Source organism: Mucilaginibacter sp. PAMC 26640, assembly GCA_001596135.1.
GTDB lineage: Bacteria > Bacteroidota > Bacteroidia > Sphingobacteriales > Sphingobacteriaceae > Mucilaginibacter.
Window position 1 is genome coordinate 4,254,938 of record CP014773.1, and the last position, 24,545, is coordinate 4,279,482.

At 42.4% G+C, this 24,545-nt stretch carries 20 protein-coding genes; 6 read left to right on the forward strand and 14 right to left on the reverse strand.

The features are described 5' to 3' along the window. Positions 1 to 9 precede the first annotated feature (9 nt). Positions 10 to 3,273 carry a TonB-dependent receptor gene (locus A0256_18425; GenBank protein ID AMR33253.1) on the reverse strand — a complete coding sequence of 1,088 codons (3,264 nt, stop codon included), beginning with the start codon at positions 3,271 to 3,273 and terminating at the stop codon, positions 10 to 12. Positions 3,274 to 3,592: 319 nt separating this feature from the next. On the opposite strand from A0256_18425, the gene A0256_18430 reads away from it, so the two are divergent. Beyond that, positions 3,593 to 4,981 (forward strand): dihydrolipoyl dehydrogenase, encoded by a 1,389-nt coding sequence (locus A0256_18430; protein AMR33254.1) that lies wholly within the window; start codon positions 3,593 to 3,595, stop codon positions 4,979 to 4,981. A 135-nt stretch (positions 4,982 to 5,116) separates the two neighbouring features. On the opposite strand, the gene A0256_18435 is transcribed toward A0256_18430, so the two are convergent. Further along, positions 5,117 to 6,751 carry a carboxylesterase gene (locus A0256_18435; GenBank protein AMR33255.1) on the reverse strand — a complete coding sequence of 545 codons (1,635 nt, stop codon included), beginning with the start codon at positions 6,749 to 6,751 and terminating at the stop codon, positions 5,117 to 5,119. A gap of 66 nt (positions 6,752 to 6,817) precedes the next feature. On the opposite strand from A0256_18435, the gene A0256_18440 reads away from it, so the two are divergent. The 3 genes from A0256_18440 (at position 6,818) to A0256_18450 (ending at position 8,372) form a co-directional block, all read left to right on the forward strand. Continuing rightward, positions 6,818 to 7,096, forward strand: coding sequence for a SelT/selW/selH selenoprotein (locus tag A0256_18440; GenBank protein ID AMR33256.1), 279 nt, complete (start codon positions 6,818 to 6,820; stop codon positions 7,094 to 7,096). A 69-nt stretch (positions 7,097 to 7,165) separates the two neighbouring features. Beyond that, on the forward strand, positions 7,166 to 7,600 hold the full coding sequence (locus tag A0256_18445) for an Rrf2 family transcriptional regulator (protein AMR33257.1): 435 nt from the start codon (positions 7,166 to 7,168) through the stop codon (positions 7,598 to 7,600). 58 nt (positions 7,601 to 7,658) lie between these two features. Then, entirely contained in the window at positions 7,659 to 8,372 is a 714-nt protein-coding gene (locus A0256_18450) for a methyltransferase type 11 (GenBank protein AMR33258.1), read from the forward strand. Positions 8,373 to 8,407: 35 nt separating this feature from the next. On the opposite strand, the gene A0256_18455 is transcribed toward A0256_18450, so the two are convergent. Together A0256_18455 and A0256_18460 are read right to left on the reverse strand one after the other, a co-directional pair. Beyond that, positions 8,408 to 9,916, reverse strand: coding sequence for a hypothetical protein (locus A0256_18455; protein AMR33259.1), 1,509 nt, complete (start codon positions 9,914 to 9,916; stop codon positions 8,408 to 8,410). Between the two features lie 511 nt (positions 9,917 to 10,427). Then, entirely contained in the window at positions 10,428 to 11,147 is a 720-nt protein-coding gene (locus A0256_18460; protein ID AMR33260.1) for an RNA pseudouridine synthase, read from the reverse strand. 143 nt (positions 11,148 to 11,290) lie between these two features. Here A0256_18460 and A0256_18465 point away from each other — a divergent pair, with 143 nt between their 5' ends. Continuing rightward, positions 11,291 to 11,818, forward strand: a complete 528-nt coding sequence (locus tag A0256_18465; GenBank protein ID AMR33261.1) for a hypothetical protein — start codon at positions 11,291 to 11,293, stop codon at positions 11,816 to 11,818. 73 nt (positions 11,819 to 11,891) lie between these two features. Here A0256_18465 and A0256_18470 read toward each other — a convergent pair whose 3' ends face one another. The 6 genes from A0256_18470 to A0256_18495 all read right to left on the reverse strand — a co-directional run bounded on the left by A0256_18470 (position 11,892) and on the right by A0256_18495 (position 18,192). After that, positions 11,892 to 12,581, reverse strand: a complete 690-nt coding sequence (locus A0256_18470) for a DNA-binding response regulator (GenBank protein ID AMR33262.1) — start codon at positions 12,579 to 12,581, stop codon at positions 11,892 to 11,894. Between the two features lie 104 nt (positions 12,582 to 12,685). Then, positions 12,686 to 13,804, reverse strand: a complete 1,119-nt coding sequence (locus A0256_18475; GenBank protein AMR33263.1) for a hypothetical protein — start codon at positions 13,802 to 13,804, stop codon at positions 12,686 to 12,688. A 1-nt stretch (position 13,805) separates the two neighbouring features. Further along, positions 13,806 to 15,275, reverse strand: a complete 1,470-nt coding sequence (gene gatB, locus A0256_18480; GenBank protein AMR33264.1) for an aspartyl/glutamyl-tRNA amidotransferase subunit B — start codon at positions 15,273 to 15,275, stop codon at positions 13,806 to 13,808. A gap of 116 nt (positions 15,276 to 15,391) precedes the next feature. Beyond that, a complete protein-coding gene (locus A0256_18485; protein ID AMR33265.1) occupies positions 15,392 to 16,576 on the reverse strand; it encodes a tryptophan synthase subunit beta in 1,185 nt (394 codons plus the stop codon). A gap of 4 nt (positions 16,577 to 16,580) precedes the next feature. Beyond that, positions 16,581 to 17,201 carry an N-(5'-phosphoribosyl)anthranilate isomerase gene (locus A0256_18490; protein AMR33266.1) on the reverse strand — a complete coding sequence of 207 codons (621 nt, stop codon included), beginning with the start codon at positions 17,199 to 17,201 and terminating at the stop codon, positions 16,581 to 16,583. 1 nt (position 17,202) lies between these two features. Beyond that, the gene (locus tag A0256_18495) at positions 17,203 to 18,192 is read right to left on the reverse strand and encodes an anthranilate phosphoribosyltransferase (GenBank protein AMR33267.1); all 990 of its coding nucleotides are present in this window, start codon (positions 18,190 to 18,192) and stop codon (positions 17,203 to 17,205) included. A gap of 390 nt (positions 18,193 to 18,582) precedes the next feature. Here A0256_18495 and A0256_18500 point away from each other — a divergent pair, with 390 nt between their 5' ends. Continuing rightward, positions 18,583 to 19,527 carry an ion transporter gene (locus tag A0256_18500; protein AMR33268.1) on the forward strand — a complete coding sequence of 315 codons (945 nt, stop codon included), beginning with the start codon at positions 18,583 to 18,585 and terminating at the stop codon, positions 19,525 to 19,527. Positions 19,528 to 19,540: 13 nt separating this feature from the next. Here A0256_18500 and A0256_18505 read toward each other — a convergent pair whose 3' ends face one another. The 4 genes from A0256_18505 to A0256_18520 form a co-directional block, all read right to left on the reverse strand. After that, the gene (locus A0256_18505; GenBank protein ID AMR33269.1) at positions 19,541 to 20,356 is read right to left on the reverse strand and encodes a short-chain dehydrogenase; all 816 of its coding nucleotides are present in this window, start codon (positions 20,354 to 20,356) and stop codon (positions 19,541 to 19,543) included. Beyond that, on the reverse strand, positions 20,340 to 21,143 hold the full coding sequence (locus A0256_18510) for a hypothetical protein (GenBank protein ID AMR33270.1): 804 nt from the start codon (positions 21,141 to 21,143) through the stop codon (positions 20,340 to 20,342). Before A0256_18510 ends, A0256_18505 begins: the two co-directional genes overlap by 17 nt. 38 nt (positions 21,144 to 21,181) lie before the next feature. Beyond that, positions 21,182 to 21,796, reverse strand: a complete 615-nt coding sequence (locus A0256_18515; protein AMR33271.1) for a recombination protein RecR — start codon at positions 21,794 to 21,796, stop codon at positions 21,182 to 21,184. A gap of 341 nt (positions 21,797 to 22,137) precedes the next feature. Further along, a complete protein-coding gene (locus tag A0256_18520; GenBank protein AMR33272.1) occupies positions 22,138 to 24,540 on the reverse strand; it encodes a hypothetical protein in 2,403 nt (800 codons plus the stop codon). Positions 24,541 to 24,545 lie beyond the last annotated feature (5 nt).

Sequence of the window (24,545 nt, forward strand, 5' to 3'; positions counted from 1 at the left end):
TAAATGAGATTAGTTGAACAGGTATCTTAAACCAATTTGAGCTTGCCAGCGTGATGACTGTGATACACCATTACCGAATGTAGAAGTAAGCGGAATCTGGTTAGTATTATCAAAGTAAGGGAAAGAATAAGATGGCTTGCCTGTAGCTGCATCAATACCTTTATAGGTTAACAATAACGCTCTGTTCGCAAATTTGTAATTACCCCAGTTACGGTATAAAAAGTTACCAAGGTTAATGATATTGAACTCAAAACGCAGGGTATTTTTTATTTTACCGCTTGTTTGATACAAATCCTGGGTAAAGTTTAGATTCACCAAATGGAAGTAAGGTAAAAGTAAACCGTTACGTTCAGCATACTTGCCTTTACGTTTGCTCAGGTAAGGATCCTGGTTGATGTAAGCACTCAACTGGTTGTAGGTCTGGCCTATTGTACGGGTGTCAGCAGCGTTATCTTTAACAAGTAAAATGTCATTGGCATCTTTTGGTACATAGATCAAATCATTACTGGTTTGTCCGTCACCATTAACATCACCGCTGTATACATAAGAGGTTGATCCAACGTTAGCTGCTTCATAAGTTAAACCTATGGAAGTAGTTAAATGGTTAAGATACTGTTTGCGGTAAGAAGCCGACGCGATAACACGGTTTGGCTGACGGAAATTTGTGTAAGATGTAACATCAGCATTAGGATCGCCATAAACCGCACGGTCTCTCCAGGTTGATTGTGCAATAGAACCACCATCGTTAACCGAACGTGAATCTGAGTAAGTATAAGCCACATTAAAGAAGAAATCTTTAAACGTCCGCTGTAACTGGCCTGTAATAAAATAAGCGTACCCTTTGCTGGTGTTTTTCAGCAAGATTGCATCGGTAATATTTGGTAAAGCTGCTGTTTGTGCAGCACCCAGTGATGGATATACTGTTGTGTTGCTGTAACGGATCCGGTTGTCTGAACCAACCAGTGCAGTGCCTGTGCTAGGTAAGGCAACATTCTGGAAAATAACCGCATTGATATCTTTTGAATAGCTACCCTCTAAGGTACCCAGGATACCAAATGGCAATTTTTGATCTATTGCTAAGTTTACGCGGAAGTTTGACGGGAATTTAAAATTCCTGTCTGTCATTACCAGGTTGTAAGAAGTGTTTGCTGCTGCAGTAGTAGGCCTGTTTGCATCAACATTTGGATTGAAAACTAAACGTGGATCCGTTGCTGTTACACCGCCCGAACCCGGTACCAACGTGTACGAACCAAATTGCACACCGTTGTTACTTGCCTGGTTAGATATGTAAACATAAGGAACAGGACCTGTAAAGATACCAGCACCACCACGAATCTGTGTAGTACCGTTACCATTAACATCCCAGTTAAAACCTACACGCGGAGAAAACTGCAATGCATTTTTAGGGAATTGTGCAGTGTTAACCTGATAGCCGTCTCTAAAACCGGTCAAAGCATTAGCAGATGCATTGAACTGGCTGTCTGTATTGTAACCCGGCATATCAATGCGGGCGCCATAGGTCAGTTTAAAGTTATCGGATGCCTGCCATTTATCTTGCAAGTAGAAACCTATTGTGTACGCTTTTACATAGGCAAATGGGAATGAACCGTCTGGCAGCGCTGAATACTGGTAAGCGTAACGTGCAGCGTTTGGTGTGCCGCTGTTAGCAGAAGCATAAAAATCAGCAATGCTGTTAAAGCGGTACAAACCGTTATAGTTAGGCGCGAAACCATTTTTGTAGCTGTTGAACTCACCAGATACACCAATATTGATTTCGTGTTTACCAGCGTAAATACTGAAGTTATCGCTTACTTGTGTGGTATTGGTGTTCAATAAATTGTTTGCAGTAAAAGGCTCGTAACCAAATGAGGTTAAGGTACCTGTACCTTGAGCGTTTAAGATATCAACCAACGGGAATGAACCACCACCTGGTGATGAGCGAAAATCGCGCAGTGCCTGGTAACCCACAGTTAATTTATTGGCAAATTTGCTGCTGATCCTTGTGTTTAGCTCGGCAATACCGATGTTGAAATTATTGTTGATGGTGTAATAAGAAGAAAAGAACGGTAAGCCAGTCAAACCCGGGCTACGGGAACCTTGTGCGCCCGAACTGCTTGGTGGCACGTCACGTAAAGATTTCAGGTAGAAATACTTTAATGACAAGGTATTGTTCTTATCGATGTTCCAGTCTAATTTAGCTGTAATTTTATCAGAACGGGTACGTAACTGATAGTTTTCAAAAGATCCTGCGTCATAGTTATATTTAGTTTTCAGGAAATCTTTCAGGCCGTTCAGATCATCGTAAGTAGCTTGTGATACTGTTCCGCCAGATGTTTGACCAGCACGTAAAGCGGTGTAGGGAGTTGCCGGATCGCTGATTCTTTCCTGCTCACCAGATACAAATAAGAATAATTTGTTTTTGATGATCGGGCCGCCTAAGCTGATACCACGTTGCGTGTAATCTACACTTGGTTTAGCTACATCTGCGGTAAGAGCATGCAAACCTACTAAACCTGCACTGCGTTTGTACAGGTATACAGTTCCTTTAAATTCGTTAGTACCAGATTTGGTTACGGTGTTGATACCGGCACCTGCAAACCTGCCCTGGGTAACGTCAAAAGGGTTAACAGCCACCTGGATCTGCTCAATTGCGTCCAAAGAAATAGGCTGTGAATTGGTTTGGCCACCTAAAGATGATGCTAAACCAAACGAGTTGTTAAACAAAGCACCATCAACCGTTAAGTTGTTGCTGTTTTGATTACGACCGCCAAAGCTGCTACCGTTAGCAGATGGGGTCAATTTGGTGTAATCGCTGATAGACCTGCTGATAGTAGGTAAACGATCGATCTGTGAGCGGGTAATGATCTCCTGTGAACCTGTACGGGAATTGTTAATTACCTTGTTTTGGGTGCTTCTTACTGTAACCTCACCTAGCTGGGTACTGGTTGGCAACATTTTTGAATCAACTTTAAATTCCTGGCCTAATGACAAAGTAATGTCACTCTGAACCTGTGAGTTGAAGCCAATGAAGGAAAAAGTAACCGTGTACGGCCCGCCTATACGTAAGTTAGGTAAATTGTAACGGCCATCCACACGGGATACGGTTGAGTAGTTTGTTCCGGTTGGGGTATGAACGGCCGTGATGGTAACACCCGGCAACGCCAATCCCTTCTCGTCAACTACCGAGCCCGACATACTACTTGTTGTTTGCTGTGCAAAGCCAACAACTGCAGTAAAAAGGGAGAAAATTAATAGAAGTAAATGCTTCCTCATACTCTGTTTTTTAGTTTTTAAACGTTAAGTGATTTAAATTTGGGACAAAGATAGCTAATAGACTGATCGCCAATGTTAAGTTAGTGTTAACATTAATTATATATTTTTCAACATTTTACACATTATGTAGCTAATAATTGAATCGGCGGGAATTTTTTCTATAATATTTACATAAATAGCGCAATTCATCGACGCTATATTTATTTTAAGTAAACTTAGCGCCTTGCATCATCGCAAAATCCTAAAAACCTTGATTTTTTTCATTTCCCCGCTTTTTAATTAGCTTTGGCTTTCCAAATCAAAAAAGATATATAACTATATGGACTACGATTTAATTGTTATTGGTTCTGGCCCGGGCGGCTACGTTGCCGCTATACGCGCTTCACAACTGGGTTTAAAAACCGCTATAGTTGAAAAAGAATCATTAGGTGGAGTTTGCCTTAACTGGGGCTGCATACCTACAAAGGCGCTTTTAAAAAGCGCCCAGGTTTTTGAATATCTTAATCATGCTGCCGATTACGGTATTACAACCCAGGGCGGCGAAGTGAACTTTGAAGCCATGATTAAAAGGAGCCGCGGCGTTGCCGATGGCATGAGCAAAGGTGTTCAGTTCCTTATGAAGAAAAATAAGATAGATGTAATTATAGGCTACGGATCGTTGAAAAGCAAGAATACTGTAGCTGTTAAAATTGCTGATGGATCTACCAAAGAATTTACTGCTAAAAATATTATCCTGGCAACAGGTGGCCGCTCCCGCGAGTTGCCAAATCTTAAACAGGATGGTAAAAAAATAGTCGGCTATCGGCAGGCCATGATTCTGCCTCAAAAACCGGCATCAATGGTGATCGTGGGTTCTGGTGCTATCGGCATCGAATTTGCCTACCTATATAATGCCATCGGTGTAAAGGTAACGGTTGTAGAATTTTTAGATAACATCGTTCCATTAGAGGATGAGGAAATCTCCAAAGGATTGTTGCGGATACTCAAAAAACAAGGCATCAATATCATGACCGGCTCTACTGTCGAGTCTGTTGATACAAATGGCGAGGGTTGCCGGGTAAATGTGAAAACAGCCAGCGGCAACATCGTGCTGGAAGCTGATATCGTATTGTCTGCAATTGGTATCTCCACCAATATTGAAGGAATTGGCCTTGAAGAAAACGGAGTTAAAACCGATAAGGGCAAAGTGATAGTTGATGATTTCTACAAAACCAATGTAGATGGCGTTTACGCCATTGGCGATATCGTTAAAGGCCAGGCCCTGGCACACGTAGCATCTGCCGAAGGCATTATTTGTGTAGAAAAGATTGCAGGCCATAATCCTGAGCCTTTGAACTACAATAACATTCCGGGTTGTACCTATTGCTCTCCAGAAGTTGCATCGGTTGGCTATACCGAGAAAGGCGCCAAAGAAGCAGGTTACGATATTAAAGTAGGTAAGTTCCCATTCTCAGCATCTGGTAAAGCAAGTGCTGCCGGTGCAAAAGATGGTTTTGTGAAACTAATCTTTGATGCAAAATACGGTGAATTCCTTGGCGCACACATGCTGGGTGCCAACGTTACCGAAATGATTGCTGAAGTAGTTACAGCGCGCAAGCTGGAAGCCACAGGGCACGAGATCATCAAATCGGTGCACCCGCACCCTACCATGAGCGAGGCTGTAATGGAAGCCGCAGCTGATGCGTATGGCGAAGTGATCCACTTATAAGATAATAAAGAATTAAAAATAAAGCCGTATCTGTTCAATGCAGATACGGCTTTATTTTTACAGGGAGATTTTAATTGAAAAACAAAGCCGCCTTTACCATGGGTAAAAGCGGCTTTCACGTGTTGCTATTGCTAATTATTTTGAATATTCTTTATCAAGAAATAAATAACGATTTCTTAGCTGGCTATTTTCTTTTTCTAACTGGGTTTTAACGGTTATATTGATGAACGAGACCGGGCTGCCTTTAGTGTTTGCAGTCCACTTTGGCACTCCTGTACCATTAGGATTTCCTGTCTTGACAAAATTAGCGAAATAAGTTTCCATTGTGTTGGATACGCTGTAATCCGCAGGCTTCCAGGCATACACTTCATTGGTTGCCAAATTACCCATAGCATACTCTATTTCTGATGCATGTGCCGCACCAACGTAGGGCTCGGTTGTTTTAACAACTGGCTTAGCCGGATCGGCCTTGGTTACACCACCTGCCAGCCCGGCTGTAGCGCCAGCCATTTTAACAGTCATTGGTGGCCTTGGGTGCGAAAACAAATATCGGTAAACTGGTCTGCCGCTGGTTTCTGCATGCAGGTCTGCCCATTTCCAGGTACTGTAGGAAATAAAGCGATCACTGGCCAGCTCTGTTGCAGATTTAATTACTTCTTTTTCATCCGCTCCGGGGTAAAGCTTCAAAACCTCTTCCGCCCTGTCGCCATAAAACGACTTTAATTGCGCCAGGTAGTTTTCCGGTGATGGTGCCTTGCCATACATCACCGCCTGAAATGGGATCTCGGCATTGTTCCAGCCAACAAGTAACGGCACTTTAGCCTGCTCACCGGCGGCAAACGAATCTGACGGTTTTTTTGTCAAAAAGTAGCCATCTACCGTACCTGACGATAATGGCGGCATGCCGGGCTTTGATGCATCCTCCAGCAAGTCGGCTGCAGGTAATGCTCGCAGGGCAGCTAAGGATGTGGCACCTGTTTTATCGCCAAATTTCACTCCATTGGCTTCCGCATCCGCCAGCGGGATAGCTGCTAAGGTAGGTTTTATCATCGCGCCACTTTCTCCGATGGCACCTGCAATCAGATCCTTCGATAAAGGTGATACCATCTGCGCAGATACCGCAATGGAGCCTGCCGACTCCCCTGCTATCGTAACCCGTTTAGGGTCGCCTCCAAATTTCGCTATGTTAGCTTGCACCCAACGCAATGCAGCATTCTGATCCAATAAACCGTAGTTGCCTGATGAGTGATGCGGTGATTCTTTACTCAACTCGGGATGCGCCATAAAGCCAAACGCCCCGAGGCGATAATTTACGGTTAGCGCGATTATCCCTCTTTTTGCCATACTCTCGCCATCGTACCGGGCTTCTGAACCATCACCGGCAACAAAGCCTCCGCCATAAAAATATACCAGCACCGGTAGTTTGGTTGCTGATGAATTGGCCGGTTTCCAAACATTCAAATAAAGGCAATCTTCACTCATTCCCGGGGATCTGAACCCCATATCGCCAAATACTTTCTTTTGCATCGGGTTGTAGCCAAAGGCATCGCACTTCCGCACACCGCCCCAGTTATTTACCGGCTGCGGATCTTTCCACCTCAATTCTCCTATCGGCGGTTGCGCAAATGGAATTCCCTTGTAGCTAATTACGCCGGATTTTTCCGTTACGCCCTCTAGTACTCCGTTTACAATCTTAATTTGAGTACTTTTTTGAGCAAATGCTATCGTGCAAGTTAGCTGCGCGATCAAAACGAAAGTTATTTTTTTCATGAAGATTTATAAGTTGGTTGGTGATTACCTTGTAAAGATATTCAATAATGTTTATCTTTCAGGTAAATGAAACCCACCGTACGAATTGAATATTGCCCAAAATGCAATTGGATGATGAGAGCCGCTTATATGGCGCAGGAATTACTTACTACTTTTAGCGATGAACTTTACGGCATAACATTGCAACCAAGCGAAACATCCGGCCGTTATACAATTTATGTAAATGACAGGGAGATATTCGATCGGAAAAAGCAGGGACGTTTCCCGGAAATTAAGGAACTAAAACAGCTGGTGAGAGACGTGGTCAATCCTGAAAAAAGCTTGGGCCATTCAGATAAACACTAAAAATTGGGTTATGTTTACACATTATGCTTAACAAATTTGTTTGCGTAACTTTGTCAATTATCTCAGTAGATGTTATCGAAAAAAACTAAATACGCAATAAAGGCGCTGGTTGTCATGGGCAAAAATATGGATAAACCCCCCATGCAGATCTCAAAAATTGCCGAGCTGGAAAAAATCCCCAAGAAGTTTCTGGAACAGATCCTTTTAGATTTGCGCAATGCAGGTTTTCTGTATAGCAAAAAAGGCGCGGGCGGTGGCTACAGCCTTAATAAAGATCCAAAGGATATTTATCTCGTCAACATTATGCGTATTACTGATGGGCCGATAGCGATGGTACCCTGTGCCAGCCTCAACTTTTACCACAAATGTGATGAATGCCACCAGGAACATACCTGCGGAATAAGGGACGTATTTATAGAAGTAAGGGATGCAACCTTAAAAATATTATCAGAAACCAGCGTGGCCGATATTATAGGCCGGGAAACTACCTTAATCAATTTATAAACCTTTTTCGTAAATCATTGCTGTAAAACATGTTGGTGTAAATTTGCGTTAGATTAGCATGCTCAACATTAAATTTGCGCTTGGTTTGCTCTCAGCTTTGGTTTTATCCAATGCGGCTCCACAGCAGCCCAAAGATTCAGTCTACACTTATCATACACCCACCCGTGATGGAAAAGGTAAATTTTACCAGGGCCGTGAAATTGCGCAGGTGATGAGTTTTGAAGGCGCGGCCTGGCTGGAACGCAATAACAGGCAACAAGAAGAAAACACAGAATTAGCCATATCTAAATTACCCATTGCTCCAAACAGCACCGTAGCAGATATTGGAGCAGGCACTGGTTATTACACCTTTCGCATTGCTTCTAAAGTGCCGCAGGGAAAAGTTTACGCGGTTGAGATTCAGAATGATGCCATCTCCTATTTAAAAAACAAAAGCCGCTCCTTAAAAAACAATAATATTATCGTGGTAAAAGGCAGCGAAAAATCACCAAACCTGCCAGCAAGTTCCATAGACCTGGCGATGATGGTTGACGTTTATCATGAATTGCTTTATCCGCGCGAAATGTTGCAAGCGATTCGCAATGCGCTAAAGCCCGGCGGTAAACTTCTATTGCTGGAATATCGCGCGGAAGACCCGGCGGTAGCGATAAAAGAACTGCATAAGATGAGCGTAAAACAGGTAACCAAAGAGCTGGTGGCAAACGGCTTTCATCTGGTGCAGGATGGGGAATTTATGCCAATCCAGCACTTCTTGGTATATCAGAAAAATTGATAACTGGGAGGCTGTCCATCAGTCGAAGTGTGACATTACTCGTTGATCTTCTCCGAAATATTTTTGATTGCCTCGTCCAGCCTTTTTGCAGAACTTAATAGATATTGCTCGCATCTTCTGTATTCCTGCAGATTGTTATCGCTGTGTTTGATGATATCCATTATGCCAAGTATATTGGTCAGATGCTTTCGCACTTCATGTGAGTTTATAAATGAAAGTTCGGCTTTTTTGGTTGCAAACAGTAACTGTTCGTAATGGCGCTTTTGCTTAACGTTACGGTAAATAAGTGCTATCGCGATGATAATGAATGCAGCGGTTATAACCAAAAATATCAGCCAAAGCCGCTCACGTTCGTAAATTTCGGTTTGCTGAATATAAATATTTTCCGCTTCGTCTATCTTAATTTGCGAAGAAATATTACCTACCTGGGTTAGCCTCGCATTATTCTCCTGTGACTCCTTTAGCGCCAGCATAAAATTCTGAGCAGCCAGCTTTTCATCACCTCTTTTCTCCGCTATTTGTGCCAGCAATTCGTAGAGGTGATACTTTATCTCCGGATGATTATTGGCTGAAGCAATGATTAGCTGTTCATCAATCTTTTTCTTAGCAGAATCAAGTTGGCCACTCATAAAATAGGCATCGGCCAGGTGCTGGTTCTCCAATTCATTATGAACGTAACCAGCATCTTGCATCATGGCATTTATTTGCTTTATTGCCCCTGCATAGTTTCGTTTAAGTAAAGTGATATAATATGCGGTTCGCTGCCGATAATTAAAAATCTTGTAGTTTTTGTTACTCGGATCATTTAATTTTTTATGATAAACTTTCAGCGAATCAATTTTATCCATCCTGAAATAATTTTCAGATTTATTGTAGAAAATAACACTGGACAGATTGTTGCGGGTCGTTTTATCTTTATAGACCAATAACCAAGCTTTATCAAGATAATTTAAAGATTCATTATAAAAACCTGATTTATAATAAAGATCTGAAATATTAATGGCAAGCGTGGCCTGTGGGCGATTGTCCTTTAGCCTGCTTCTTAAACTGGTGACCTCTTTCATCGCCATGCGATAACTATAAATAGCGCCAATAAAGTTACCCTGGTCTGTTTGTATAAAACCAAGATGGGTGTAAAGCTGGTAAAGCAGGTAAGCAGCATGCCGTTGATCAGCTTCCTGAATTGCCCGGGACATAGACCGTTCTGCACTTTTGAGGTCGTGCTGTTTGTACGCGGCAAAACTGGTCATAAATACTGCGTATATATCCCGATCAGCAACATTATTCCTCGCAAAAACCTGGTTAAAAGTATCTTGCACCGTTACAAGCTTATCATCAGCAGATGCCTGAAGATAGTTTTTCATAAAAACAATAAGCCTTTTTTGTCGTAGCAAATCATCTTTATAACCTATAATGTGTTCCAGTGTATCCTGATTTATTTTTGGCTGGCGCTGAGGCGTACGGATTTCAGCAAGTACATTTGCATGCACAGTAATAAACGAAATAAAAAGGAGAAGGCAAGTGATACAAAGCCTTTTTAGCATGCTGTATATTTTCTATAAATTTACGGTTGTAAGCGATAAATGCAAACATTCACTTGCGAAACTTATTTTGTAAAACCACGTAGAAATACTTGCTTAATCAAAAAAAGTTATAACTTTGCATTAATAATCATAATAATAATTAAACTTAGACCAAATGAAAAAAATCGTATACTTAGTACTCGCTGTGGTAACTATTAGCGTTTACTCATGTCAGAAAGACAATACCTCTAAACTTAAAACAAGCTCATCGTTAAAAACTAAAAGGGATACAACTCCTCCAGGTGCAGCGAGCAGATTGATCATTCAAAAAGATACAACTCCTCCAGGAAAATAATTTATCCGGAGCAAAATAAAAGCCTCTTTATGAAAATGAAGAGGCTTTTTTACTTTTAAAAGGTTTCCTGAAATGATAAGTGCCTGATGAAAGACTGATGTATTCAAACCCTGCGCTATTCAGCATGGCCAATTAATCTGACATATTCAAAACAGCACAGGGCGAGAAAGAAAACACCTATAAATCAAACTTGTCCAATAGCTTCAACAACGTTTCAAAATCTTTAGGATATGGAGCATGTACCGTTATCTCTTCTTCATTCAATAGTTTAAAACTCACCTCGTAAGCATGTAAGGCAAAGCGTTTCATGATAGGCAGTTCTTCCTGATCTTTACCTAATTGATATTTACGTTTTAGCTTGGATAAATAAACGGGCAAGCCCTTATACATCTCATCGCCCGCAATAGATGCCCTCTGTGTAGCCAGGTGAATGCGGATCTGGTGCATCCGACCGGTAACGGGCCTGCACTCTACCAGAGTGTAATGCTTGTAATATTTCAGCGACTGAAACCAGGTTTCGGCACGTTTACCCTCCTGCCTGCTAATGGTTACACTTCCTTTGCCGACATTGAGAATCGGCAGGTCGATAAACAAATTGTCGAAAACGTGCGTTCCGTCTATGACAGCATGGTACACTTTTTTCACTTTTCGCCTTTCAAATTGCATGCTCACTGCACGATACGCTTCCGGGTTTTTAGCGACGATCAGGGCACCCGACGTCTCCTTGTCTAAACGGTGACAGATCTGCGCATCATCAGTATACTGTTTTGCCAGCCGCAACATATTAATGTCACCACCTTCACGCTCATCCAACGAACTGATAAAAGGTGGTTTATTCACCACAATAATATCATCGTTCTCGAATAAGATCAGGTCGGCAAATTTTGGAAATTTCATAGCCGGCAAAAATACGGTTTATATACGTAACCATTTGCATTGTTATGCAATGTGCTTGTAATGATAGTGATAAAACAAACATAACTGAGCCCTGTTGTCAATCAGATAAACTAATTGATCGAATTTACTTGGATACCGAAAACATGAGTACGGATAAAACACAACCTGAACATAAAGGCTTTTTCGAAAAGATAAAAGAAACGATCGGTGAATTTTGGGACGGCACCAAAGACACTGCAGAAGATGTAAAAGATATTTCCGAAGAGAAAATTGCAGATACAAATGAAAAAGCTGGCGTCAAAAAGACAATTGCAAATAAAAACGCAAACGCTGCACTACCATCGGTATCTAAAAAAATAAGTAGTGCTACCGTTAAAACCAAAAAAGGTGTTGCAAAAAACAAAGCCACAACAGCGGATAAAACTAAGGAAGTAAATGTAAATGCAACGAATAACGCAATTACTGTTGAGAGCAAAAAGGATAGTAAGTTAGAAGCTATTGAGGCCAACTCCAAAGCGGCCCCTGATGTAGTAAAGAAAAATTTAATTAAAGTGAAAAAAGAAATATCAGGTAAAACGGATGAAGCAGCTATAACAGTAACACCGAGCGTAACTGCGGATCAAAAGTCCGCGTCAGTTAAAACTGCCAAAGCTAAATCAGCTCCGCAATAAAATGCTGCAAAAGTTCAAAGGAGCGATTAAAACGAAACGCCTCCGGAATTAATCATCTGGAGGCGTTTTTTATTTAATGAGCTTCAAATTTGTATCCAACTCCTTTTACAGTGGCTACACAGTCATCTCCAAGTTTTTCGCGGAGCTTCCTGATGTGTACATCAATTGTTCTGTTGGTTACCACTACTGAATCTTCCCAGATATTTTTAAGAATCACTTCACGTGTATAAACCTTTCCAGGTTTTGAGGCCAGCAAATAAAGCAACTCAAATTCTTTTTTGGCTAACACAACTTTAACGCCATCTTTATAAACCAGGTATGCCTCACGATCAATCACCAAATTACCAATTTCCAATTTGTTGTCGGTAACCTCTTCCGGCGGTGCGTTTCTTCGTAAAATAGCATTAATACGGCTAACCAATGCGCGTGGCTTGATTGGTTTTGCGATGTAATCATCTGCGCCAACATTAAAGCCGGCAATTTCGCTGTACTCTTCGCTCCGTGCCGTTAAAAACACCATAAATGTATTTTTAAACTCTGGCATGGTACGCATGATGCGGCAAGCTTCGATACCGTCCATCTTGGGCATCATGATGTCCAGCACGATAAGATCTGGCAGTGTTTTTTTTGCTTCAGCTACTGCTTCCTGGCCATTACGGGCCGAGAAAACCTGATAACCTTCTTTTTTTAAATTGTATTCAATCAGCTCTAAAATATCGGGTTCGTCGTCAACAATAAGAATCTTCTGTTTTCCGGTGCTCATGTACGTTGTATTTTGGCATAAATGTATAACCTTAATACAAGCTAATGGTTAATAACATATTAACAAATTGTTAATTACCGTAAAAACTTAACGTAAGTTATAGACTAATTAAACGTTTTCTTTAAAAAAGTTTCCAAATCTGCGCCTGTGATATTTTTAGCTACTATATTACCGCTGGGGTCTACCAGGAAGTTTGAAGGAATAGCCTCTATATGATAGAGGCGTTCAGTGGGGCCTTCAAAACGCTGAAGATCAGATACGTGCGTCCATTTCAAGCCATCGGCTTTAATAGCGCCCGCCCAGTCTTTCTTCTCAGTGTCGAGTGATACGCCCAGGATCTCGAAACCTTTATTATGGAATGCCGCGTACTGCTTTACTACATTTGGATTTTCCTGCCTGCAAGGCGCACACCACGATGCCCAAAAGTCAATCATCACATATTTCCCCTTGTAATCAGATAACTTAACATCCTTGTCATCAATACTTTTAGCAGTAAATTCGGGCGCCTTATGACCTACCGATATCGGTTTCACCAACTCCATTTGACGGATAAAAGTCTGCACAGCAGGATTGTCCTTAAAGTTGTCTTTTATCTCATCGGCGTAAGCAACTAATTGCTGCTCGTATTTGAACTGATCGAGCGAAGTGGCTGCATAGAACCCTGTTAGCGATTTCTTATTATCGTTTATAAATTTTAAAATCTCAGTACTGTAATCAGCGATGTTTTTTTGGAAAACCGGCATGTAAATTTTAAGCAGGGAATCTGAGGGATGACCCAGAGCCTCAGACTTTGCGGTATATTCTTCTGATAGTTTACTGTTTTTGTTGCCGTACAAGGTGCTGATCGTGTTGAATTCCTTGATCTTTTCCGATTCATCAGACCCGGAAACTTCATAAGTATGCGCAACATCCGAAGCATCGGTACTGAATTTTACATCATCTCCATTCTTTAGAACAAAGTCGAAGATCGGGCCTTCTTTACCAAGCTTAACTTTATATAAATTAGCATATGGTGCATTATGCTTAAATTCAAACGTGTGGCTATCGCCCAGAACTGCTGAATCGATAAACGCGGTGCCTGCCGTATCTGCAACGATAAGGTAAACTTTTCCAATTTTATCAGGATTATTTACAGTACCCGAAAGTTTAAAAGAAGATTGGTCTTTACAGGATACTAAGGCAAGAGCAGAAAATGCAGCGAAAGAGGCGAAACGGAATTTCATTTTATTTTGATTCTAATTCTTTTATCAATAATTGATTGGTTTTTTTCGGGTCGATTTTGCCTTTCGAGATCTTCATGATCTCCCCCATAAACAAGCCTAAAACGCCTTTCTTTCCCTTTTGGTATTCAATTACCTTGTCCGGAAACTTAGCCAGGGCAGCTTTAATAAACTCATCTAGTTGGGAAGCATCATCGCTGATGCCCAGGTTGAGGTCTTTGGCTAACTGGTCGGCAGTTTTATTATTGCCCTTGATCATCTCCGGAAACAACTTGTGTGCCGCTACCGAATTATTCACCTTACCCTCGTCTACCAGTTTTATTAAGCTGGCGAGTTGTGCGGGCTTTAGGGCTATTTCGTCAATGGTCAGGTTATGATCGTTGAGATAGGATCTAACCGCTCCCATCAGCCAGTTGGCTGCTGATTTATAATGATCAGTATGTTTAATAACCTCTTCAAAATAAGCAGCGAAGTGCTTGTCTGCAGTAATAACACCCGCATCATAATCAGACAGACCTAAGGTTGTAGTGTATTTGGCAAACAATTCTTTAGGCAATACCGGCATTTGCTCACGTATTCCATCAAGATAGGCATCGGTAATTAAGACAGGCAACAGATCCGGCTCGGGAAAATAGCGGTAATCGTTAGCCATTTCCTTTGATCGCAACACGGAAGTTTCACCGGTATCGGCATTAAAGTTCAAAGTATTTTGATCTATCCGGCCACCCTCTTCAATAATACCTATCTGGCGCGCAAATTCGTGCTCTATGGCCCGCTGCACATTACGGATAGAATTTAGATTTTTTACCTCGCAGCGATTGCCGTATGCTGCCGCACCATGTAATCTTACCGAGATATTTGCATCGCAGCGCATACTGCCCTCTTCCATATTACCGTCGCAAATGTCCAGGTAACGCAAAAGCCGGCGCACTTCAGTAAGGAACTGCCCGGCTTCTTCAGCACTGCGCAAATCCGGCTCTGAAACAATTTCTATTAAAGGTACCCCCGCCCTGTTCAAATCAATCAGAGAATATTGGTCATGTTGATCATGTGAGCTTTTACCGGCATCATCTTCCATATGTATATGGTGGATGGCGATATCTTTTGTGGTATGGTCGGATAATTTTACGGTTACGAAACCACCCAAACAAATAGGGTGCTGATCCTGGGTAGTTTGATAGCCTTTTGGCAAATCAGCGTAAAAATAATTCTTACGGGCAAAGGTATTCTGCAAATTAATAGCAGAATTACACGCAAGGCCCATTTTTACCGCGTACTCCACCATTTTTTTGTTAATGCGCGGTAGCGTACCCGGATGGCCTAAAGAAACAGGACTTACATGTTCATTCGGGCCCGCACCAAACGCTGCTGAATCTGATGAAAATGCTTTACTTAAAGTAGATAATTGCGCGTGTATCTCTAATCCTACAACTAACTCATATTTATCACTCACGCAGCCTGTTAGAACTTCCATATTATTACTCAGATGATATTCAGCGTTGACCAAACCTGCCAAATATAATGTTATTAGTTATTTATTCACAGGTATTATTTTTTATTACGGTTGTTAAATACCTGCATCAATGGCTATTAATAGCCGAAGTACTTGATATAGGTATCCAGATCTTTGTCACCTCTGCCTGAAAGACAAATTACCACGTTTTCATTTTTATTAAACGTCATCTTCTCGAGATAGGCCAGCGCATGCGCCGTTTCGATAGCAGGAATAATTCCCTCCATCTGCGAGCAAAGCAAACCGGCCTGCAAGGCCTCGTCGTCTGTAATACTTACATATTTTGCCCGGTTTATTTTATATAGGTGGGCATGTTGTGGCCCAATACCCGGATAATCAAGCCCGGCAGAGATGGAATACGGCTCTTCTACTTGCCCATCAGCTGTTTGCATTAAAATAGTACGACTACCATGCAAAACACCCTCACGGCCCAGAAAAGTTGTTGCAGCAGATTGTCCGCTTGTTACCCCTTTACCAGCTGCCTCAACAGCTACCAGTTTCACAGCTTCATCATCTAAAAAATGGTAGAACATACCCATGGCGTTACTGCCTCCGCCTACACAGGCCATTACGTATTGCGGCAACTCACTGCCGGTTTGCTGTAATAGCTGCTTTTTTGTTTCGTAGGATATAATAGCCTGAAAACGGGCAACCATATCCGGATAGGGATACGGGCCAACTACAGAACCAATGATATAATGCGTATCCACGGGGTTACCTATCCAATCGCGCAGGGCTTCATTAGTTGCATCCTTCAGTGTTTTACTACCGGAAGTGGCGGGCACCACTTTTGCCCCCAGCATTTTCATCCGCGATACATTTGGTGCTTGCCGCGCCATATCCACCTCACCCATGTACACGATGCATTCAATACCTTTCAAGGCACAAACCGTTGCGGTAGCTACACCATGCTGTCCGGCACCTGTCTCGGCGATGATGCGCTTTTTGCCAAGGCGCTCGGCTAATAAGATCTGGCCGATGGCATTATTTATTTTATGCGAGCCGGTGTGATTAAGGTCTTCACGTTTAAAAAATATATTGGCGCCGTACTTTTCAGAATATCTTTTAGCGTGGTAAAGCGGTGAGGGCCTGCCTACATAATCACGCATCAACTGGTCAAACTCAGCTCTAAAACTTTCGTCATTCATGATCTTTAAATACTCCTGCCTCAGTTCTTCCACGTTAGGATATAGCATTTCGGGTATATATGCTCCGCCAAAATCTCCGTAATATCCCTGCTCGTTAACTCCGTACTTCATCATTGCTTTAAATATTTTTTATAGTACTAAATGCCGTTTTTAGTTTATCAACATCTTTAAGTCCCGGCGACACTTCAAATTTGCTGTTCAAATCTACCCCATAAAACATAGGATGATCTATTTTAGCTACTTCCTGCAGATTTTCCGGGCTTAAACCCCCTGATAAAAAGAACGGGATATCGCCGGCATACCTGTTCAACATTGTCCAGTCGAACGTTTTGCCAGATCCACCGTGCACTGGGGTCTTGGTATCGAACAGGAAAAAATCAACTTTGTTGCGATAATCAATCAACCTTCCGAATTCAAATTCCTCATCGACGCCAAAGGCTTTAATTACCAATAATTTGGGTCTAAAAAAGGCACATGCTTCCGGATTTTCAGTTCCGTGCAGCTGTATCGCGTCAAACCCGTATTTGTTCATTACTTTACTGATATGCTCTATCGAGGCATTTACAAAAACGCCTGTTTTGAGGATATGATCAGGCAAGGTAGCTAATACATCTTCATCCAGATCGCTAATAAACCTGGGAGAACGATTGTAGCATATAAAACCCATATAATCGGGTGATAGGGCTGCTACCGCTTTAATATTAGCCGGGTCTTTTAACCCGCATACCTTAATTTTCATATCAGTTGGCAATTAGTGTTTTGAAGCTTCTTAAGGCCTTTTTGCTTACTAAAGATTCTTCGGCCTCGTAAAAACTATCGGCGAAGCTTTTGCCGGGGCTCATCGTCTTTATAGCCAGGGCCGCATTGCTTAGTACAACACTGTTTTGTGCCGCCGTACCCTCATCGTTAAGCACCTTCATAAAAATTTCTGCAGATTCGCCAACGGTGTGGCCCCCTGTAATCTCATGTTCATTCAGTTTGGTAAATCCAAGAGCTTCTATGCTGTTTATTTTCTCGCCCTCAGCAGAGAATGTCTTAAAATCGCAGGTGAGCGAGATTTCATCATAACCATCTAAAGCGTTTACGATGGTATATTTGACATCAGATTTTTGATACAGATAAGCATAAACCCTCGCCAGCTCCAGGTTAAATACACCAACCAGCTGATTGCCGGGTTTTGCCGGGTTAACCAATGGCCCAAGCATATTAAAAAACGTTTTAACTCCCAATTCCCTACGGATGGGCGCCACCGTTTTCATGGCCGGATGAAAAAGCGGTGCGTGCAAAAAGCAAATATTAGCTTCATCGATACTTTTACGAAGCTTGCCAGGATCATTGGTGAATGTGTAGCCTAAATACTCTATTACGTTAGAAGAACCACAACCTGATGATACGCCATAGTTGCCATGCTTGGCTACCTTATATCCTGCGCCTGCAACAACAAAAGATGCCAGGGTAGATATATTGAAAGTATCCTTGCCGTCGCCCCCGGTTCCGCAAAGATCAATTAGGTTGCCGGATTGCAAGTCGATAGGCAGGCAAAGTTCCAGCATAGCATCTCTAAAACCTTCCAGCTCATTTACGGTGATGCTGCGCATGCAATAAGCAGTCATAAATGCCGCCATTTGCGAGTTGTTATATTTACCCAAAGCGATGTTCTTCAGGATTTCATTCGACTGCTCGCGGCTAAATGTTTTATGTTCAAAAAGATGATTAAGTATCTGTTTCATGTGCCTGCTAATTTCCAAAGGAGAAATAAATATTAATTATAAAATTTGCAATTGCAATGCTGCTTCACAATCCGTTTTGCGGCTATCGCTAACAAAAAAAGGGTTACCATATGGCAACCCTTTTATATATCTGTAAAAAACAAAAAATAAGGTTGCCTCACGAGTTCTCGTTAAGCCACCACCAATTATTGTTTAAACTTAAATTCTTCATTTGTTGTGGCAAAGATGGAAATACTTTTCACTAAAAGCAAGCATAATGATATTTTTACAGTTACGATTTAGCGATTGTGATTTAGCCAATGGCTGACTGCAGAAAACAATATGTAATAGCTTAGATTTTTAAAATACATAAAATCACCGACTAAGAAACCTACCCATTCAATTATAGATATGGCTATACGCGAACAACAGATAAGAGCAGAAAACGATCTCGGTTTTGGCCCTCAGCCGGTGATCAAAAGCCAGCCGTTGATCAATAAAGATGGTACAGTAAACGTAAGGAGAAAAGGCTTGTCCCTATTTAATACGGCCGACAACTACCATACCCTTATTAAAATGAGTTGGGGCAGGTTTTGGGTGATCGTGCTTAGCGGTTACTTGTTTGCCAATCTACTGTTTGCAACAATATATGTTACGATAGGAAGAGATAGCCTTGAAGGAGGCGCCGGAGCAGAACCATTTGGCCGTTTTCTGGATGCCTTCTTCTTCTCTGCCCAAACCATCTCTACCGTGGGTTACGGTCATATCACCCCAAAAGGTATTGTGGCCAACAGTGTGGCCGCGGTAGAATCTATGATGGGCTTGCTTGCTTTTGCATTAGCTACAGGTTTACTTTACGGGCGGTTTTCCAGGCCATCTGCCAAGATTGTATACAGTTATAATCTACTGGTGAGCCCTTACAAAGATGGTAGCAAAGGCTTAATGTTCCGGATAGCTAATTTGCGGCGAAATGTATTGATAGACCTGGATGTACAGGTGATTTTCTCCTATAATGAAATCGTAGACGGCAAACCGGTGAGGCGCTTTTTTCCTTTAGAACTGGAGCGGAAAGAAGTGAGCATCCTTACCCTCAATTGGACGATTGTTCACCCACTGGATCACAACAGTCCGCTCGCTGAGATTACCCCAGATGAACTGGAACGCGGAGAGGCTTCGTTCTCCGTTTTACTCAAGGCTTTCGATGACACCTTCTCTCAAACGGTACATTCACGCACCGCTTTTCAGTACAACGAAATGGTTTGGGATGCCAAGTTTGTACCAATGTTTGACCGGGATGAACACGGCCGTATCATACTGGATATGAGCAAAATAAGCGCCTACCAGGCTGTAAATTAATAGGATTAACAACTTATTTTAACAGCGGATTTCGTTCCTTGGAAAAAACCTTGTACACCTGGGTATCTAAAAAGCCCGGCAGAAATTTGCTGATAAAAACGGTTAGCTTCCCCTGCCCTGTCATGATAAGCGTTCGCTCACGATTCTCTATGCCATTGGCAATAATCTTAGCGACCTGTTCGGAACTCATCATTTTATCTTCCTCCAGGGTACTTTTCCGCTGTTGCGAGCCGTATTGATCAAGAGCGGTGTTCCGAATATTTGAAGCAGTAAAACCCGGGCACGCTACCATGATATGTACACCTGTTTTTAGATGCTCCACCCGTAACGCGTCAAAAAAACCGTTCATCGCATATTTGGAAGCAGAGTATCCAGAGCGCCCCGGCAAACCTTTGTATCCAGCTATAGAAGATACTGCCACTATGCTGCCTTTTGTTTTAGTAATCTCGGGCAATGCGTATTTGGTGCAATATACCGCTCCCCAAAAATTTACGTCCATCAGGCTTTTCAAAACCTTGACATCTACATCTTTAAAAAGGGCACGCATGGAAATACCGGCGTTGTTAATCAATATATCAACACGCCCAAAAGTAACCATCGTTTGTTTGACCAGTTGCGCGCAATCTTCTTCTATAGTTACATCACAAGCAATTGCGAGGGCCTGCGTGTTGTATTTACGTTCAATATCCTGGCTAATCTGGCAAAGACTAACATAATGCCGGGCGGCCAAAACCAGTTTTGCGCCGCGTTGCGCAAGTTCAATTGCAAGTGCTTTACCAATGCCTGAGGAAGCACCGGTTATGATGATAACCTTATCTTTCAACTTCATATTTCGGGGCAAATAGCTGCGGTACGGCCGGCATATTCAGCTCGGGCATACGGAACATATATTTGGACGCGAATATAAACATAGCACCATAGAAATGCCTGATATACCTCCAGGTAAATTTGCTGGTTACTTGCTTGCGGAAGTTAAGAATGTACGTTTTTGGAAAGTAGTAATTTTTGAAACCCGCCAGGCGAATCCGGTACGAAAGGTCAATATCATGTCCAAACATACTGAGGCGCTCATCTAATCCCCCAACCTGTTTAACTACATCTCTGCGTAGCAGCATAAATGCCCCGTTTATCACATCTACCTCTGCAGTTTCAAATTCATCAACCCAGTTTTCCCTACCGTGTTTATACAATCTGGATTTGGTGAAATGCTTACTCAAACCTGTCACTTTAAAAAATGCTTCCCAGGCACGGTTAAACCCGCGGCGGGAAATATGCAGAAAACGCCCCTGCGGAGTAAGCATTCGTACACCAACGCCACCTGCTTCCGGATGCTCATCCATGAATTTGACGGTACTTTCCAGCGCGGTAATGGCGGTAATTGTATCCGCACTGACTAGTAAAACATACTCGCCTGTTGCTTTGGATAAACCAATATTTCGGCTCCTTGCGGTACCCACCTGCTTACTGTTCTTAATGATTTCAGCTTCGGCAAATTCTGTCTGCAACATATATAACGACCTGTCTGTAGATGCATCGTCGATCACAATCAACTCGTAGTCAATTTCTTCACAAGCTTTTACTAAAGAAGCAAGTGACTGTTTTAGTAAGGAACACATATTGTGATTTACAACAATGACAGACAGTTTCATACAGGTCAGGATAATGAATTTTCGTACGGTACTCTTGTTACGATAGATCGGCCTAAAGTAATCTCGTCAACGTACTCTAATTCACCTCCAAAAGCTATGCCACGGGCAATGGTTGAGATGTTTATATTGAATTGCTTTAAGCGCTTATGCAGGTAAAAAATCGTGGTATCCCCTTCCATGGTTGCGCTAAGGGCAAATATGATCTCTTTTGCCTCGTTTTCTTTTAATCTTTCAACCAGCGTATCAACCTGCAAATCTGACGGGCCTACGCCATCCATTGGCGAAATCAGGCCCCCAAGCACATGGTAAACGCCGTTATACTGATTGGTGTTTTCAACGGCCATCACGTCTCGCGTGTCTTCCACCACGCAAATGAGTGAATGGTCGCGTTTTGCGGAAGAACAAATCTCACAAACGGCCTGATCTGATATGTTATGGCAGGTTTGGCAGAACTGAATTTCATTGCGCAGCCGGTTTACCGCCTTCGTAAACTGGCCCACCTCTTCCTTTTCTCGGTTTAGCAAATGCAGTACTAAACGCAGGGCGGTTTTTTGCCCCACCCCGGGTAATTTGGCAAACTCAGCAACAGCATCCTCCAGCAGTTTCGAAGAAAAATTCATCGTGCGAAAATAGGGAATTTACCCGACATTTATAGTTGGCTTCCAGACCCGGGCTTAAATTTTACCGCCCCATGTTCCACTTTAAAAATGTGGAACAGCCAAATATGATTACCCACTGATTTTCAATGTTTTGCAACAAAATAGTGGAACAGATTGGAACATCCCTGTTCTTTAAGTAAACAGCCTTAAAACACTCATCATTAGTTAGTAAACAAAAATTTAAAAATACTTAAAATAAATAGTGGAACAAGATTTTGGATCAGTTTTGGAACACGATTATTTGCTAATTTACCTCAAAAAATTACCCGGATCCACATATTTGTTTAACATTAATTAAAGCTTTATTCATCGCGCAAACTTTTTACCGGGTTGGCTAGGGCTGCTTTTACCGACTGCACCCCGGTGGTAACAAAAGCCACCATTAATGACAATACTGCTGTTGCGGCAAACACCCATCCGGGAATATGGATATGGTAAGCAAAGTCTTGGAGGTAGTTATGCATCAGCAGCCAGGCCACCGGGGTCGCAATAACTATTGCTACCAGCACCAGCTTCACAAAATCTTTCGAGAGCAGTAAAGTGATCTGCCCAACTGAGGCCCCTAATACCTTGCGGATACCGATCTCTTTTACGCGCTGCGCGGTGACTAACGATATCAATCCTAATAATCCGAGACAGCTGATCATAATCGCAACGGCTGTACTGGCTTTGATCAATTTGCCCAGCAGGTCCTCTTTCTTGTAGAGATCGTTGATCTGTTCATCCAAAAAATGATATTCAAAAACACTGGCCGGATAGACAGATTTCCATGCATTGCGCAGCTGCGTTAGCGTGTTGCGATTGTGACTGCTTAGTTTCACTGCTGCAAACTGGTAGTAATCGCGGCTGGATGTTACCAAGTCTGCATCAATAGGTTTGTACAGTGATTTGGAATGAAAATCTTTTACCACTCCTACTATTGTGCCTTCCGAATCGCCCAGGTCACCGCAAACCAGCCTGCGACCAATCACATCGTTTACATTTTTTACGCCTAACTTTTGAACTAGTTTTTCATTGATCAAAAATTGGCGTGCACTGTCACTTTCAGCAATATCCCGGCCGGCTATCAGGTTAAGGCCGAAGGTTTTGGCATATTGGGCATCGCCGATCTTGGTGAATACCGTAAAATTTTCCCATTCACGGTTATCATATTTAACGCTGCCGCCTTTATCTAAAGCTGATTGCGCTGCGCTATAGCAGAAAGAAACATTTTTTACACCCGGCTTGGCCATCAGTAAATTGCGCAGGTAGTCTGTTTTAACCTTTGCATGATCGGGCAAAGGCAGCATCACAATAGCGTTTTTATCAAAACCCGGATCGCTGTTTTTAAGGTAATCGGTTTGCAGGGTAATGAGCAAGGTACAAATGATGAGTACCTGAGCAATCACATTTTGTATGATGATCAATCCCTTGCGGGTAAACCTGGTGCTTTTGATATTGGCACTAACCTGGTCTTTTAGGGCATATACTGGTTTAAAGCGACTCAACAACATTGCCGGGTAAAAGCCGGCGGCTAAAATAACCAATAGTAATACCGCCAGCAGGAACAAGAAAAGTTTATAATCGGAAAATATAGCCAGCGTAATCTGCGTGCCCACCCAACTGTTAAACACCGGCAAAAACAAACTGACTGCAACCACGGCTGTCAGGATAGCTAAAGCGGCGATGCAGCCGGTTTCCGTGATAAATTGTTTAAAAATGGCTGCCGAGCTGCTGCCCAAAACTTTCCTGGTACCTATTTCTTTTGCGCGTTTAGTACTTTGCGCAGTGGCCATATTAATGAAGTTGACGCAGGCAATCGCCAAAAGTAAAAATCCCACAAAACCTAAAGTGATGAGCATAGATTTCTGGATGACCCCACCGCGTTTGCCATCGAAATGCAAGCCAAGCAGTGGCAACAGCTTGTAATCATAACTGCTTTCCTTTTGATTGATCGCTTTATTAACTATCGCTGTAAGTGTTTTTTCAACTTGTATGGGCGAAACGTTTTCCGGCAGTTCCACAAACAACGCGCTGTGCGAGTTGATGAAGTTCCAGTCCGTCTGCATTTGCGCTGCAAAATCCGGGTAGAGCTGGTTAAATGATCCGAGCGATAGAAAAAGCTCCTCCTTCATATCCGTATTCGGCTTGTTGTTGGCCAGTACGCCGGTTATGGTTACCGGCATGCGATTGTCAACCGTAATGATTTTACCTACAACATCTTCGGTACCAAAATATTTTTGTGCCAGGTTAGCCGTTAGCACTGCTTTATTTGGCTGATTTAAAGCGGTTACGAAATCACCCTGCTTCCACTGGTAAGTAAATAATTTGAAATAACGGCCATCTGTTAAAGCAATACGCTCATTTTCGGCAAACAGCCGGGTAATGCCATCCGCTGCATTAACGGTTACAGTGAACGAACGGTCCTTTAAAAGAATAGCGCTGTTTTTCACTTGCGGAACCTGTGTATCTATAGCTTTTGCGAGGATTAACGGCGCGCCCCGCTCATATTCTATAGAACCATCCGGAATATGCAGATCATAACCTACTTTGTAGATCTGCTTTGCATTGGGATGGTAGTTGTCGAAACTTAAATGATAGCTGATAAACTGGAATAAAATAATGCAGCAGGCCACCCCCAACGCCAGGCCAAATACGTTGATGAGCGTGTAAAACCGGTGTTTAGTTAAATTTCGAAAGGCTATTTTAAAGTAAGTGTTCAGCATGCGAT